Genomic DNA, 14,224 nt, shown 5'->3' on the forward strand with positions numbered 1-14,224 from the left:
TCCCGCCGGGACGTCGGCCGGGTACTGCTCGTGGGCGATGCATCCGGCTATGTCAACGCGATCACCGGCGAGGGCATCCGACTCGGGCTCAGCCAAGCACGATCGGCCATCGACTGCATCCTTGCCGGGCGCCCGGCCCTCTACGAACGCGAATGGGCGCACGCGACCCGCTGCTTTCGGGTGGACACATCCGGCTTCGTCGCCGCCGCGCAATCGGGTCTGCGCTCCGGCATTGTGCCGACCGCCGGCGCGTTGCCACGAGTGTTCGGCAGCGTCGTGGAGCGGCTCGCGCGGTAGCGGGTTTGGCGACGGATTCGTCCCGTCGAACACTGCGCGACTAGTGCGGTCTGAGGGTGAGGGCAGCTACGCGACGTGTGAGCGGGTAACGATCTCCGGGTCTCGCTAGCACAGCGGTGACATCCCCGCCCGCGGTCTGGGCGGCGTCGGCCAAGATTCTCGGAGCGAGAGCCTGATCGGCAATGTGGCTAACGAGGAGGGTGCCCACGCCGGCCTCGGCAGCCAGCCGCCCTGCGCCCTCACCGGTCAAGTGGCCGTGGCCTTCCAATTCGGCCACGGTCGCGGTCAGATACGTAGCCTCACACACGAACAGGTCGGCCCCGGCGGCAGCTGCGCGCACGCCGGAGCATTCCGACGTGTCACTGGAGAAGGCCACGATGCCGCCGGTGACGATGTCTTCGAACCGCAGCGACGCGCTGGGTACGGCGTGGTGGGCGGCAAAGGCCGTGAGCTGAAGTCCAGGAATGACCTCGAACGGCTCAGTAGAGTCAAGATTGAGCCCGCGTACGTCGAACGCCTGCGCCAGGGGCGCCTGCAACGTCGGCACCGTGGCGATACCGATCAGACTATCGAATTGCGCCACGAAGTCGAGACTTTCGGCCGGCAGGTACAGTGGCACGGGAGCCGATCGCGGTGACGGAAACTGGAGGCGGTAGGCGAGGGCGCCCAAGTCCAGGGCATGATCCGCGTGCCGATGTGTCACGACGACCGCGACAACGTCGTCGAGAAGGCGCTGTCGAGCTAGCTCCAAAACGATGCCGGGGCCGCAGTCGACGAGCACTGAGCCGTCTGGCCCGGCAAGCAGATATCCGCTGGCTGCTGAAGAGGGCACGGGCGCAGTGGCAGAGACGCCAACGATGTGCAGGGTGAAACTCATGTGGGCCGTCCTCGTCGAGTCGGTGGGCGCATTGCGCCTGGAGCTGGAGCCGCGTTGAGGGGCGGGGCGGGATGGATGGTCGTTCCGGGTGCGCGCAGGGACAGGCCCAACCTGAGTCCGGGGAGCCAGGCCGTCGCGCTCGACACGGTGAGCTCCGGCTGACCCGGGTTGTCTCGACCGTCCACGAGCAGGCGAACTCGCAGCGACCACGTCGAGCCGCGGGGTTCCGCATCGACGACGATCGCTTCCCGGGAGCCAGGGTCCGGATGCTCGCGGAGCACGACTCCGTCGATCTGGCGCACAACCACAAAGCATGGTCCGTCGGGCACGGTCGCTACGTCACCGGGGGCTGAAAAATGCGCGGCAGGAAGCCGCCAGTCGTCGGCGAGCACGATGACGCCATTCTCTGAAACCGCGGAAAAGGTCGCTGCACCGGCGACGAACTCGGCCACGAACGGGTGGGCCGGAGCGTTCCAGACGGCGTGGACCGTCCCGGTCTGAATGAGTCGTCCATCTTGCATCACCGCCACTCGGTCGGCAAGTCCGAGCGCCTCTGATTGGTCGTGAGTCACGATGATCGTGCTACAGTCCGCCGCAGCTAGAAGTGCGCGCAGTTCGCGCCGCATCCCATCTCGCAGCTGCGGGTCGAGAGCAGACAGAGGTTCGTCGAGGAGCAGGACGCTCGGCTCCACCACGAGTGCCCGAGCGAGGGCCACTCGTTGCCGTTGCCCCCCGGACAGGTCGGATGGAGCGCGTCCGCCGTATGAACTCATCCGGGTCAATTCCAACACCCGATCGATTCGCTCATCGCGCAGCTGTCTCGGTACGCGGCGTGCGGCGAGCCCATAGCCGATGTTGTCCCGCACAGACAGATGTGGAAACAGAGCGTACGACTGTGGCACGTATCCCACGCCCCGACGTTCCGCCCGAAGTTTCGTTGCGTCGGCCCCATTGATCATTAGCGTGCCGGATGATGGGGCAACGAGGCCCGCAACGATCCGCAGGAGCGTCGACTTGCCGCATCCGCTGGGGCCGACAAGCGCTAGCACTTCGCCGCGCTCGACGGAGAGGTTGACGTCGTGAAGCGCGGTCGTGGCTCCGTAGCGATGCCCTACACCGTCGAGCCGAAGTGTCGGGGGCGGGCCAGACCCCACTTCCCCCGGGGTTCGCTGTCGACTGGCTGCGGACGGTGAGGCGGAGGTCATGATGTTTCTTTCCGGGAGAGTGACGATCGGGCAAGCATTGCGGCCACGATTGCGGCGGGAAGTAGGGCGACTCCGAACAGCATTGATCCAGCGGCCCCCACTTCTACCCGTTGGGTGAGGAAAGCCGAGAACAGCGCGAAAGGAGCGGTCTGATAAGCGGGAGACACGACAAAGAAGCTCAAGTTGAACTCCCCGATCGAGAGCGCCGCCGCCATCAGTAGGGCCGCCGCGAGCGAGAGCCGGATGGAGGGCAGCGTGATGGTGAGAAGGCGACGAACCGGGCCCGCGCCGAGGGTCGCGGCAACACGCTCCGCCTCCACCAGATCCGGATCGGCGAGCGCCGGAACGAGGCCGGCGACGAGGAACGGCACCGTGATCAGCAGCTGGCCGACCACGAGAAGAACCCCGCTCGAGCGAAGTGCAGGATCGGATGCCGCGAGCGCAAGGCCCAGAGCGACTCCCGGTACGGCGAGGGGGAGCATCGTGATCTGACGGATCACTGCACCACCGGGCACGAGTCGGCGAGCGAGAGCGTGACAGAGCGGGAAGACGACGATCATCGCGCCGACCAGCACCATGCTCGTGACCGTAAGCGTCGGTCCGATCTTCGGCAGGAGCAGCAGCCAGGCGCGGGCGTACCACTCGGTGGTGATGCCACCAAATAGGCTCATGTTCGATGCGTCGGGTGAAAACGAAACGATGATTGTTGCCACGATCGGTACGACGACGAGCAGTACGCAGAACACGAGGGACAGCGGGCCTATCCACTCACGGTGGCCAGGTCGGCGGTTCACCGGTCAGCCTCAGACGCCGCTCTCACGGGCGCCGCGGATTCTTGCGATGTTCCCATTACGGGAGCGGTGGGAATTAGGGACAGTGGGGTTGCGCGGTCGCGGTTTCGCCGATCAATCAGCCAGGCCCCGAAGGAACACACCGCGAGAGATCCCACGGCGAGCAGGGCGAGAACGACCGAGAGTGCCGCCGCAAGCCCTTGGTTGCCGGTGTTGTACAGCGTGTCGGCCACGTCAAGAGGGAGTACCCGGATGCCCTCGGACAGGGTGGCTGCCGTGCCGTAGGCCCCCAAACAGGTCGCCATGCATACCCCAGCCGAGGCCAGTAGGGGCGCGCGAAGCAGGGGGAGCGTCACCGTGGCTGCCACACGAGCGGGATACGCGCCCAGCGAGGCAGCAACGTTTCGCAGCTCGCCGTCGAGTGTGGCGGCGGCGCCGCGAAGAGTTCCGACGACGCGCGGGATGCAGAAGTAGACGTAAGCCGCTGCGAGCCCGCCGGCGGTGTAAGCCCAGCGCCCCCCAGGTTCGCCCGTCGTTGCCTCGACGATCTGCGACACCAGCCCGTTTCGTCCGAGCAAGACGATGACGAAGAATCCGATCACGATTCCGGGGAGGGCGAGCGGGAAGACCAGGACCGCGTCGATGATGGCCGAGAGTCGGGGGCCCGAACGCGCGAGGGTGAGAGCCGTGGGCGTGCAGATCAACAGGGTGATCACGGTGACGACGAGCGCCAGAACCACGGTTGTCACCATGGAGCTGCGTAGCGCAGCATCCGTCGCAATCGTCTGATAGTTGACGAGCGTCAGGCCGGGCGACCGCACGCCGAGCGAAGTGAGGTGCAGAGAGTCGACGACGAGTCCGGAAAGCGGGCGAACGAGAAACCAGGCGAGAACTGCCAGCCCGGGCAGGGCGACCGCAAGGCCGCCCCACCCGAAACTGCGGCGTGAGAGCGTCATGCGTTAACCCATCGCGACCTGATATGCGGCGACGAAGTCGGCCTGAGCCGCGGCCAGAGCCGCGTAGTCGACGACGACGGCCCGCTCGAAGTCGGCATCCTTCGCCACCTTCTTCGCGAGTTCAGCCGGGACCTCGCCCGAGATCGGCCGAACGAAGCCCTCAGCCAGAGTGGCCTGCCCTTGTTCAGAGAGCAGATAGTCGAGCCACGCCTTGCCGAGCTCCGGGTTGGGGCCTCCGGCGACCAAGCCGACTATGTAGGGCACCTGCAGCGAGCCCTCGGCCGGAATATTAATGGTGAGCGGCGCATTCTCGTTGTACTTCGCTGGGTAGCCATTGAAGTCGGCGTCAATAAGGATCGGGATCTCGCCCTGGACCACCTTCGCGGTCGCGGTCTGGGCGGGAGTAATGGCTCCGTTCGCCTTCAACTGGGCGAGGTACTCGAGGCCCGGGGTGGAGTCATCGATCGTGCCACCGAGGGCGAGGTTTGCCGCGGCGGCCACTGAATATCCAATCGCCGCTTGCGACGGGTCTAGGTACGCGACCATGCCCTTGTATTGCGGTTTCAGCAGGTCGGCCCACCGTGTTGGACACTCAAGATCACCGAGCGCGTCGTCATTGCAGATGAAGGCGATCGCGCCGGTGTGTACCGCGAACCACCTGCCTTCTGGGTCCTTGAGATTGTCCGGGATGTTCTCGAACCCTTCGGGTTTGTAGGCCTCGGTGACTTCAGCCTCGACCGCTTTCGGGCCGAATGCTATACCGAGGTACACCGCGTCGGCCAGCGGGGCCGCCTTCTCGGCAACGAGTGCCGCAAGCGCCTGGCCGGAGTTTTTCGTGTCGCTGGGGGCGGTCACAGAGTTCTCGGACGCAAACTGCGCGAGCAGGGCGCCGAAGTTCGCGAATGATTCGGGTGAGTTGTAGGTGATGAGGGTCTGGCCAGTAAAATCGGGCGTTTCGGAGGCCGCTGGGCTAGGCGCAGCTTCGGTCGTGGAGGAGCAGCCGACCAGGGCGACCGCGGTGAGGGCGGCAAGGGTGGTAGCCGCGACGTGGCGTCGGAGGGTAGACATCGAAGAGAGCCTTTCATCGTGGTGGGAACTATAACGTTATAGTTTGCTGCCACCACCTAACGTTGTTTCTGATGAATTCCAAGTGAACAACGATGGGCAAGGGGCACGATTCGATGCTCACGGCAGCGATTGCGCCCACCGCCAGCTATGAATGGATGATGACTATGGAGCGCCGACGCCGCGTGTCCCTCAGCGACGTGGCTCGTGCAGCGGGTGTGTCCACGTCGGCCGCGAGCTTTGCCCTCAACAGCCGACCGGGCGTGAGCGACACGGTACGTGAGCGCGTCAAAGAGGCTGCCGTGCAGCTGGGATATGTGCCTTGGGTGTCCGGTGTGGCACTCCGGACCGGACGCTCCGGTGCGGTGGGCCTGTTGATCCGCAATTTGCGCAACCCGTTCTTCCTTGATGTCATCAACGGCTTCGATGCAACCTGCGCCGAAGCGGGACTCGGCGTTGTGATCGGCTCCGCGGACTATACACCGAGCCGTGAGTCGGAACTCCTATCGACCTTCATCGCACGAGAGGTCGATGGGCTCGCGCTCGCTCCCATCGGTGGCGGCTCGGCAGCTTCTAGATGGCATGACGCCACTGCGAAGCCGATCGTCTTCATCAACGCCGCGCAGCACGCCCCGGACATCGACGCGAGCCGAGTGCATGTCGATAGCGAGGGGGCTGTTCGCCAAGCCGTCAAACACCTGGTTGGGCTCGGGCATTCGAGGATCGCGCTTGTAGCCGCCCCCAAAGAACACAGTGCTGATAACGAGAGGACGGGTTGTTTTCTTGCGCTCCAAGGCGAGCTCGCCTTCGAAGCGCGAACCATCTCCAGTGAAATGAGGCACGATCGGGCCGTCGAGGTGTTGACGAACGTGCTCGAGGAGTCCTCCGAGACGCGCCCGACGGGCATCATCACTAGTAGCGACTACCTTGCAACCGCTGTGTATTCCGCGGCGTCAGATGTCGGGCTGCGGGTTGGTGTGGATGTCAGTGTCGTCGGCCACGACGACCTGGCAACGAGTCGCTTCCTTTCGCCGTCCCTCACCTCCATCGCCGTAGACCGCTACGGTCTCGGAGTCGCGGCCGCGCGTGCCTTGATTCACCAGTTGGGTGGCGCCGGAACCTCCACCGTCGTAGTCCCGACAACACTGATCGCGCGGCAGTCATCCTGCCCACCCCCTACCTAAACCGCGGCGACCTTTCAAGCTGCTGACGACTTCGTGTTTGAAGAGGCGATGACGCACCGGTCGGGTTGGTTCCTCTGAGTAAGCAAACGCCTCACTGTTAACCCCGCTGCCGATGTTGCCCACAAGAGAAACGATCGTTGAAACTTGGCCTCGTTCAAGCCACGGTTGACTGATCCCCAGGGGGAAGCGGTGGAGCGGGGGCACATGGCTGGCTATGGCTTTCGCTGTGACTTTTTGCGCTCTGTGGCGGCGTTCTTTGATCGCTATTTGGCACATTGAGTTGTACTCCCACGACGCTCCGGGGCGTCAGCGTCCTATAACCCAAGAGTGAAGTGCCCACTGTCGTGATGTTCCCCGCAAGAGGAACCGTGACCGCGTCATTCAGTCATCAGGTGAAACGATGCTACGTCCACGACATCGTGGCCTTCGAGGTCGGGGTAGTGCGTGCGTAGTGCTCCGCGAAGTGCGTCCGCGTTGGGGAAGTCTTCCTGGTGGGCGTCGTCGTTAGTCAGGTGATCAAAGCGCCGTGATTCGACGCTCTCGATCTTCGCGTTGAGCCGCCGAATGGTGTCTCCGTCGTCGAATACAAGCACTGCCGATCCAGTCTGGATGGGATCGCGGTGGCGGATCGTGACTGTCTTCTGACCCGAAGCGATGCTGTCGTAGTAGCGAGGGTTGAAGTAGACGATTCTGGGGCCGGATGCGAGGTCCGGTGCCGAGTAGCTGCGGGGCAGTAGATCGCGTATGGGTTCCGCTGTCACGGCGCCACCAGGGAGGGGCAGGATGACTGCCACATCGGGGTGAAGGTCGAGCAAGACCTGTCGGCACCGGCCGCACGGAGCAAGCACACCACGGTCACGGTCACCGACCGCGACGATGGTGACCAGGGGGCCGGCGAGGGCCTGCGCGGCGGCTGCAATAACGACAAGTTCGGCGCATGGCCCACCCGTGAAGTGAAAGACGTTCACGCCAGTGTGGACGTTGCCTTGGGTATCCATGGCCGCCGAGGCGACCGTGTACGTGTCATTGTCTGGCAGTGATCGCACTATCGCCTCGGCGGCAGTCACGAGACGACGTTCGTTGTTTTCCAGCACAGGCCCAGTCTCGCATCGACACCCGCCCCGACTCGCTCTGCGGTTCTCGAACAAGGCGGTGCCCGAATTTGGAACCTCATACGCGTCGGGACCGCGCGCTCAGCGCCAGGCAATCTGTTGGGACTGCGGGCCGGCCCGTAAGCCGAATCCAACCGACCACGGTCCGTGTCGGCTAGAAGGTCACTTGAGCCGCTTCGATCGCGCGGGTTGTTTGGTTGTCAAGGCCTGCCCGATCTCCCTCACGACCTTCCCGGTGCGGGAATCCAGTTGGGGTACGTCGGGATACTTCCCACCAGTCGTTGTGTACCTTGCGTTCGCCTCTCGATGGCCCTTCTCCAGCCCTGCGAACATGAGCAAAATAACTCCGAAAAAGATCGTGATCGTCACGGCGAAAAGAGCGTACGTCCATGGTGGCACCGTTTCGGCCGTTGCCCCCCGTCACTACATAGACGGCAAGGTCGATGAGCGAGAGGACCATCACGACTTTCGAGAGAGGTGCAAGAAAACGCACCCACTGTGCGGCAGCCAGCCCTGGAAGCATGTCTGACTTCTTCATTTCATTCACCACCCCTCGTTCAGCGCCAGACTATCTGTTCGCATCGCGGGCCGACCCGTAAGCCGGACCCTCATGGGGCACAGAATTGGCCGCCATGGCTTCGAGTCGGCGTTGGGCAGCTGGAGGCCATTTGGGAACCGCGGAGCTCCCCTATTCTGCGGGGCCGGGCTGTTGTTGAGGTGCTCGATGTGAGGTGCGCGTACCTAGGAGGGGAGGGGGCGGCGATGCTGGGACTGCGGGGATCCCCTGCTTGAAGATGGGTTCGAGGAGGCGCAGTGCCTTGTCTGGGAGCCCGTCTCCCGGGAAAAAGTCATTCAACAATTCCTCGGCCGCACTGAGTTCACGAACATCGCAGATCGCGAGCAGGTTGGCGATGTCCTGCACGTCGCGCCCCGGGCGCGATGCGTTGAGCTTCATGGCTAGCAGTGCCCGGGGCGAGGCCACTTCCACCGTGATGTCCTCGTTCGCGTAGAGGACCTCCCAGCCAGGGTCAGCCCCGTAGGACGGTAGAAACATAGTGGCCTTGCTGTTGAGCCAGTCCTGCGGCCAGCCGTTCTCGTCGGCGACTTCAACCGCAGCCTTCAGAATTGGTTGCTCTGGCTGCAGGTGCGCATCGACATCTGCGGTCGTTCGGCGGTCGAAGTACCGAAGAGCGAGGGCAGCGCCTCCAACGATTCGGATGCCTGCAGGCTGGCCGGCCGCGCGGAGTTTAGCGATAACCGCGTTGATGCCGCGGATGAGGTCGTCGCGGTCGAGTTGATCTCCTGGCACTAGATGCTTTCCAGGGTTTCGGCTTCAATCAGGATGCCGCGGCGGAGGAACTCGACGGGTACTCGCGCCGGGTCTGCCGGGATGTCGTAGTCACTTGTGCGCGGTGCCCACGGGCTGTCAGGGTGTCCTACTTGCCTCGTGACCCAATCCGGAACGGGCAGGGCGTCTGCCTTGAGCCGGTATTCGCAAAGAGCGGCGATCGCGGCGTCCCATCGCTCGGACCCGGTGGGGGACGGCTCGCTCAACGCGAGGCCGACTCGGGTGGCTCCGCGTTCTGAAGCGAGGTTGTCGGCGAGTTGAAGGAATCGCCGGAACGCCGAGACTTCATCCGATCTGGTGATTGCTTCGCCGATCTCGGAGGCGATGCGGGCGGCATCGCTGCGTACCGTTGGGACTGTCACAATCGTGTGGCGGGTCGCTCGCAACAGTGCCTCGAGTGTAGCGACCGTCGGTTCGCGCTTGCCGTGTTCAATCAGGGAGAGCGACGAACCGGCGATCCCTGAGCGAATCGCGAGCTGGCTTTGCGTGAGTCCACTCGCAGCCCTGGCGGAACGAGCAAGAACACCTGCTGTCATGTCAATCACCACCTTTTACTAAGTAGTAAAAGTATACCAGTCCCGACCCAATGGACAATTGTTGACGGCCCGGCGGGTCGAGGTGAATTGTGCCGTCATGACTGAACTACTGATCGGGTACGCGCGCGTATCCACAAATGAGCAAGACCTTACCGCCCAACAAAACGCCTTGGAACGACTGGGCGTTAGATCGAACCTGATCTACACCGATCATGGCCTGACGGGAACCAACCGTGCGAGGCCGGGATTACGCGAAGCGCTTTCTGCCTGCCGGAGCGGGGACACACTCGTGGTGGCCAAACTCGATCGTCTGGCCAGGTCGCTCCGGGATGCAAAAGACATCGTCGACGAGCTGACCGCCAAGGGAGTGAAGCTCAGCATCGGCGGCTCCGTGCATGATCCGAATGATCCAGTGGGCCGACTCCTCTTCAACGTCCTCGCCATGGTCGCGGAATTCGAGTCCGATCTCATCCGCGCTCGAACGAAAGAGGGCATGCAAGTGGCGAAAGCGAAGGGCCGGTTACGCGGCAAACCACCGAAGCTGTCTCCGGCGCAGCAGAAGCACCTGATGGAGGTCTACAACGCTGGTACTCACACAACGGCCGAGCTTGCTGAGTTGTTCAATGTCGCCCGCTCCACCATCTACCGAACCATCCAGCGCCAACACCGAGGCAATAGCTAGCAGCCGAGATCGCGTTGCAGGACGGACTGTCCTGCAACGCGAACCTTCAACGGGAACGCTCGACGGGCGGTGCGCAAACGGATTTCCATTGGACACTACGGTGCGCAAGATGCAATGAAACGACGACGACATACCGTGAGCAGCTCGCGTGTAGTGACGGCGGTGGTGACTCCCGGCGGACGATCGTCTTCCGCGATTGACATCCAGTCTGGGATTTCCCTGAACCCAACCTGACGATGCCCTCCATGTCTGGACGTCGCCGGCCCAGCACCCGGCAGACTGGGCCGATGTCTAGCTCACTCATTCAGAAGGCCGAACTCCTCAACGCTCTGCACGTTTCGGGAACCCCGCTCATCGTCACGAACGTGTGGGACGCTATCACGGCGACCACTGTGGCCCAGACGCCGGGTGTGAAGGCCCTTGCTAGTGCCTCCCACTCCGTCTCCAATGTGCGCGGCCTGCAGGACGGTGAGGGACTCACCGTCGACGAGGCCATCATCGCGGCGCGCATCATCACCAGCGCGGTCGACCTGCCCGTCTCGATCGACTTCGAGAAGGGCTATGCAGCAGATGCAGCCGGCGTCTCCCGCAATGTTCGTCGCCTGATTGAGGAGGGCGGCGCGGCCGGCATCAATATCGAGGACTCTGTCGGCGCGGCCAAGTCCCCCCAGTTCGATATTGGTACCGCGGCGGCCCGGGTGGCCGCAGCCCGCGAGGGCGCTGAGGCGGCCGGCGTGCCGCTCGTGATCAACGCCCGGGTCGACACCCTCGCCGGCGGCGGCGAGTGGACCGAGGCCGTCGCCCGCGCGAACGCCTACCTCGATGCCGGCGCCGACGTGATCTTCTTCCTCGGCCTCACCGATGAGGACAAGGTCAAGCGGGCGCTCGACGAAGTGAACGGCCGCATCTCGGTGATCGGCGTCCCCGGCCTGGTGCCGCTCAAGCGTCTCGCCGAACTCGGCGTCTCGCGTGTCAGCTTCGGCCCCGGCACGCTCGGCGTGGCCCTCGCGGCACTGCAGAGTGCGGCCACGACCCTCACCGGGCTCGGCGACTACCCCGAAGACCTCGGCTTCAAATTCAAGCTGTAGGCCTTCCGCATTGGCGGGCCGCCCAGATCCGCTCTCAGAGGGAACGTCTAGAGGGAATCGCTGCCCGGCGGCATAAGCCTGTGCGAGGCTGTCACTCATGTGCACCTCGACCGCACGATTCAGGAGCAAGCTCATGCGCGAAACATTAGTCGTCCAGGGTGTCCTGGCCTCGATCGGCGTCGCATTCGTGATCGCAGGTGGTGCGTATCTGTCGACCAGCGTGCCGCTTGGACTTCTTGGCGCGGTTGGTGGCCTGCTCGTCATCGGGGGAGCGATTGTCGTTGTGCTGCGAAAGAAGCGAACCATGAGCGCTCATCCGCATGAGTAACCGTGAACGGGCCGTTGGATGCCTCGGGCCGTGTTCGTCGGGAGGTCGTCGGTGAATTAGGCCATCCTGAATGCATGGTGCACAGAAGCTGGTTGTCGATGTGGGGGGCTGTAGTGGTTCTGGCTTCCCTCAGCGCCTGTTCATCTGTTCCGCCGACCTCGTGGCGGGTCGTGCCCATCGAGTTCGACAACGCCTTGGACGGCGGCCCCGAAGACCGGATTGACGTTACCTATTCCATGACGAACATGACCCAGGACACTGCGGGCGGGTTCTGGACCGAGTCCGCGGGGTCTTGGTTGCACCTGAATAGTGCTGGCGACACCCTGCGCCGATTCAATGACGAGATGTTCACACGAGTTCATGGAATATCAGCCATCTCCCCATCGGTTCTCGCTGTGTCCAGAACGGGCAAGGCAGGGACCGAGATCGAGACGGGGATCTATCTCTACGACACGGATGCTGAGACGTGGACGCCTGTCGACGTCGATGCGACCACGATTGGCGACGTGGCGGCCGGGGCTGATGGGCTACTGGTTTTCGTCGATTTTCTGGGCGCGATGGTGCCCGAAGGCGCGATGACTCCGCTCGAGTCGGCTTACATGAGGCCTTTCGCGATTCGAACCGTGGCGAGGGACGGGCAGCAAACGACTGTGCTGGGTGCGGAATCGGGGGTCACCGCCGCCGCTGTTGCTATCGATATCGATCCCGCCGGCACGGTCTACGTCAGCACGGAGAGGGAAACGTTTGCGATCGGCGCCGATGGAACTCGTTCACCGATAGTCACATACCCGCCTCGAAAACCCGTGCTCGCCGTGAATTCCGTCGGCGATGTGCTGACAGGGGCACCGCCGAACACGGACGCCACGGAAAGGTTCATAGATTGGAAGATGGTTCGCGCGTCTTCACCGGCCAGAGGCGTCATGGCCGAGAAGGGCGACTGCTCGCACTCCGGAGAGCAGGGAATCAGAATTCTGACAGGTGACGAACCGACGTCCTTGCCGTTTTCCTGCAACACGAATGGTGCCGTCTGGCTCAATGACACTGTGTTCGTGCTCTCAATCGGTGACGAGTCTGGAACGATCCTCGCCAGAGTGACCCCACCCGAGGAACCCACGAAACGCTGACCAGCACGTCGCTGCGGAAGCGGAACGCTTTGCGGGACCATCCCCACGTCAAACGCGAACCCTCTCCTGGGCACTGGGGTTTGGCGTCTCGGCGTGTTGAGTGGCCGAACACGATGCTACAGTCGGGCGTCGCTAGGCTCAATTTTGTTCGATCGGGGAAGAAGGGGCCTGTGCCAGTTCAGGATGAAAGCTCGACTACGCAGTCAGATGCGTTGGGATTGAAGAGGCAACGGCAGGGTCCGCGCTTCTGGCTGGGAGTCGGCGTCACGTGTGCGTGGGCGGTGGTGTTGGTGCTCCTTGTCATCCGCGCCTTCAACAGCGGCAGTGGTGGGCTGGCTGTCTCAGCGTTGATCGCCGCCATTCTGTTTACCGCCACTTTGCTGTTCGTTTTCGGTTTCCTGAACGCGCACCGGCTAGCGCGGGTGCAACAAGCCTTCCCTTCCGCTGTCGTCGTCCCGGTGGTCGTTGCACCGCTCCTCGCAGATCAACTGCGGGCGCTTATGACCGCCCTCGGGCTCGCGCGCTCTCGTGTGAAGCCGACAACGTACGCGACGCTCGTGGCCGATGGGGTAACTGTGCGTGTCCTGACGGGCGCTACTGGGATTCCCGCGGCGTCCTTCCCTTCGGATCGAGTGAGAAGTGTCGTCCTTGGATCGGCAGTTGTTGGCATGCGAACGATGACTGCGATCGCCATCGAGGTTGCCACATTCGAAGGTGCAGTGTCGCTCCCGGTTACACCGATGCGGACTCGGGGTAACTGGCTGCGCGCCGTGCCGGATGCGGAAATTGCGAGGCTTGCCGAAGACCTGCGGAGCGCGATCGGCTGTCCAGCCGAATCGGGACAGAGTGGCACATGAGGTTGGCGCGCACGTCGGTATTTCTTGGGGAACTCGGAAGCCGAACCCTTTGCGGGACAATTGCCCCAAAGAGAATCGTCTGGCGGCCAACCGGCTGACCAGGGTGCAGCTCCGATATTTGAGGCCGCTGTCAGCAGCTCGCCGTATGGTCTGGCTCATGGCCTTGGCATACGAGACTCAGAGTCCGTCGCCCGGTCCGTAAGCCAGGACAGCTGTGAGCAGTGACTCAACTTCCTTGGTCGAGGAGACCGGAATGCCCGTAATGCTGGCTAGAAGATGGTCCTCGCTGAGGAACCACTGGATCATGTCGGCGGTTTCCCAGATCTGAGACCGCAGGAGTGGTCTTTCGATCGTATGCGGCACCGTGAAGGATCCGTCCGCTCGGAGATCGACGTAGAAGCCACTCATCTTCGCCTCTTTGTCATTCTTGGCGAGCCTCTTCAGGTAGGCGTCCAGCACTTCGGGAGCGTGGGTTTTCACTAGTTCGATCTCTACAGGCTCTGTATTGTCCGGGACCTCGACGAATAAGGTCCCGAAATCTGCGGCCGCTATGAGTTTTGCGAGGTGGTTAGCTGCCTTCTTACTCAGTTCGGGCACTTCATGCGGCGTTTCATCACCGTGGTACCAAGCGTCCTGGAACGACTTAGAAACCCAGACCGCCTTGCCTGTCAGCGACGGTTGAATACCCAGCCAGAATCGACGGTTGAAAACTAGTCCACTCGACCACGATTGGATGGGTGATCACAGTGGAAGATTGGGCGTTGATTCGTCGCC

17 protein-coding genes and 1 pseudogene are annotated in these 14,224 nt (G+C 63.2%); 7 read left to right on the forward strand and 11 right to left on the reverse strand.

Features of this window, described 5'->3' with window-relative positions; translation table 11 throughout:
• The first annotated feature begins 30 nt into the window (after nt 1-30).
• Nucleotides 31-297 carry a hypothetical protein gene (locus E3O67_RS13665; protein ID WP_135102947.1) on the forward strand — a complete coding sequence of 89 codons (267 nt, stop codon included), beginning with the start codon at nt 31-33 and terminating at the stop codon, nt 295-297.
• A gap of 40 nt (nt 298-337) precedes the next feature.
• Here E3O67_RS13665 and E3O67_RS13670 read toward each other — a convergent pair whose 3' ends face one another.
• The 6 genes and pseudogenes from E3O67_RS13670 to E3O67_RS13690 all read right to left on the reverse strand — a co-directional run bounded on the left by E3O67_RS13670 (nt 338) and on the right by E3O67_RS13690 (nt 5,194).
• On the reverse strand, nt 338-1,174 hold the full coding sequence (locus tag E3O67_RS13670) for an MBL fold metallo-hydrolase (protein WP_134432493.1): 837 nt from the start codon (nt 1,172-1,174) through the stop codon (nt 338-340).
• Nucleotides 1,171-1,695 (reverse strand): hypothetical protein, encoded by a 525-nt coding sequence (locus E3O67_RS17530; RefSeq protein WP_241982189.1) that lies wholly within the window; start codon nt 1,693-1,695, stop codon nt 1,171-1,173. The genes E3O67_RS13670 and E3O67_RS17530 overlap by 4 nt, the downstream gene beginning before the upstream one ends.
• A 147-nt stretch (nt 1,696-1,842) precedes the next feature.
• Nucleotides 1,843-2,379, reverse strand: a pseudogene (locus E3O67_RS17890) (ABC transporter ATP-binding protein); the annotation flags it as partial.
• Nucleotides 2,376-3,050 carry an ABC transporter permease gene (locus E3O67_RS13680; protein ID WP_134432489.1) on the reverse strand — a complete coding sequence of 225 codons (675 nt, stop codon included), beginning with the start codon at nt 3,048-3,050 and terminating at the stop codon, nt 2,376-2,378. The pseudogene E3O67_RS17890 and the gene E3O67_RS13680, both read right to left, overlap by 4 nt.
• Nucleotides 3,051-3,169: 119 nt before the next feature.
• On the reverse strand, nt 3,170-4,126 hold the full coding sequence (locus tag E3O67_RS13685; protein WP_135102948.1) for an ABC transporter permease: 957 nt from the start codon (nt 4,124-4,126) through the stop codon (nt 3,170-3,172).
• A gap of 3 nt (nt 4,127-4,129) precedes the next feature.
• Entirely contained in the window at nt 4,130-5,194 is a 1,065-nt protein-coding gene (locus E3O67_RS13690; RefSeq protein WP_135102949.1) for an extracellular solute-binding protein, read from the reverse strand.
• A 92-nt stretch (nt 5,195-5,286) separates the two neighbouring features.
• Here E3O67_RS13690 and E3O67_RS13695 point away from each other — a divergent pair, with 92 nt between their 5' ends.
• A complete protein-coding gene (locus E3O67_RS13695; protein ID WP_134432483.1) occupies nt 5,287-6,375 on the forward strand; it encodes a LacI family DNA-binding transcriptional regulator in 1,089 nt (362 codons plus the stop codon).
• A gap of 377 nt (nt 6,376-6,752) precedes the next feature.
• On the opposite strand, the gene E3O67_RS13700 is transcribed toward E3O67_RS13695, so the two are convergent.
• The 4 genes from E3O67_RS13700 to E3O67_RS13715 all read right to left on the reverse strand — a co-directional run bounded on the left by E3O67_RS13700 (nt 6,753) and on the right by E3O67_RS13715 (nt 9,371).
• Complete coding sequence (locus E3O67_RS13700) at nt 6,753-7,469, reverse strand: ASCH domain-containing protein (RefSeq protein ID WP_135102950.1); 717 nt, start codon at nt 7,467-7,469, stop codon at nt 6,753-6,755.
• A 172-nt stretch (nt 7,470-7,641) separates the two neighbouring features.
• Complete coding sequence (locus E3O67_RS13705; RefSeq protein WP_135102951.1) at nt 7,642-8,025, reverse strand: hypothetical protein; 384 nt, start codon at nt 8,023-8,025, stop codon at nt 7,642-7,644.
• Nucleotides 8,026-8,175: 150 nt separating this feature from the next.
• Complete coding sequence (locus tag E3O67_RS13710; RefSeq protein WP_134432477.1) at nt 8,176-8,796, reverse strand: DUF6036 family nucleotidyltransferase; 621 nt, start codon at nt 8,794-8,796, stop codon at nt 8,176-8,178.
• Nucleotides 8,796-9,371: a helix-turn-helix domain-containing protein gene (locus E3O67_RS13715; RefSeq protein ID WP_134432475.1), complete on the reverse strand. Its 576-nt coding sequence runs from the start codon at nt 9,369-9,371 to the stop codon at nt 8,796-8,798. Before E3O67_RS13715 ends, E3O67_RS13710 begins: the two co-directional genes overlap by 1 nt.
• 97 nt (nt 9,372-9,468) lie before the next feature.
• Here E3O67_RS13715 and E3O67_RS13720 point away from each other — a divergent pair, with 97 nt between their 5' ends.
• From E3O67_RS13720 to E3O67_RS13740, 5 genes are all read left to right on the forward strand, one after another.
• Nucleotides 9,469-10,053 (forward strand): recombinase family protein, encoded by a 585-nt coding sequence (locus E3O67_RS13720; RefSeq protein ID WP_134432473.1) that lies wholly within the window; start codon nt 9,469-9,471, stop codon nt 10,051-10,053.
• 287 nt (nt 10,054-10,340) lie between these two features.
• Entirely contained in the window at nt 10,341-11,141 is an 801-nt protein-coding gene (locus tag E3O67_RS13725) for an isocitrate lyase/phosphoenolpyruvate mutase family protein (protein ID WP_134432471.1), read from the forward strand.
• A 133-nt stretch (nt 11,142-11,274) separates the two neighbouring features.
• Complete coding sequence (locus E3O67_RS13730; protein ID WP_134432469.1) at nt 11,275-11,469, forward strand: hypothetical protein; 195 nt, start codon at nt 11,275-11,277, stop codon at nt 11,467-11,469.
• A 170-nt stretch (nt 11,470-11,639) separates the two neighbouring features.
• On the forward strand, nt 11,640-12,593 hold the full coding sequence (locus E3O67_RS13735; protein ID WP_134432467.1) for a hypothetical protein: 954 nt from the start codon (nt 11,640-11,642) through the stop codon (nt 12,591-12,593).
• A gap of 170 nt (nt 12,594-12,763) precedes the next feature.
• Entirely contained in the window at nt 12,764-13,450 is a 687-nt protein-coding gene (locus E3O67_RS13740; protein WP_135102952.1) for a hypothetical protein, read from the forward strand.
• Between the two features lie 177 nt (nt 13,451-13,627).
• On the opposite strand, the gene E3O67_RS13745 is transcribed toward E3O67_RS13740, so the two are convergent.
• Entirely contained in the window at nt 13,628-14,185 is a 558-nt protein-coding gene (locus E3O67_RS13745; protein WP_370260492.1) for a hypothetical protein, read from the reverse strand.
• Nucleotides 14,186-14,224 lie beyond the last annotated feature (39 nt).

Source organism: Cryobacterium sp. TMT3-29-2 (genome assembly GCF_004564305.1).
GTDB classification, from domain to species: Bacteria; Actinomycetota; Actinomycetes; order Actinomycetales; family Microbacteriaceae; genus Cryobacterium; species Cryobacterium sinapicolor.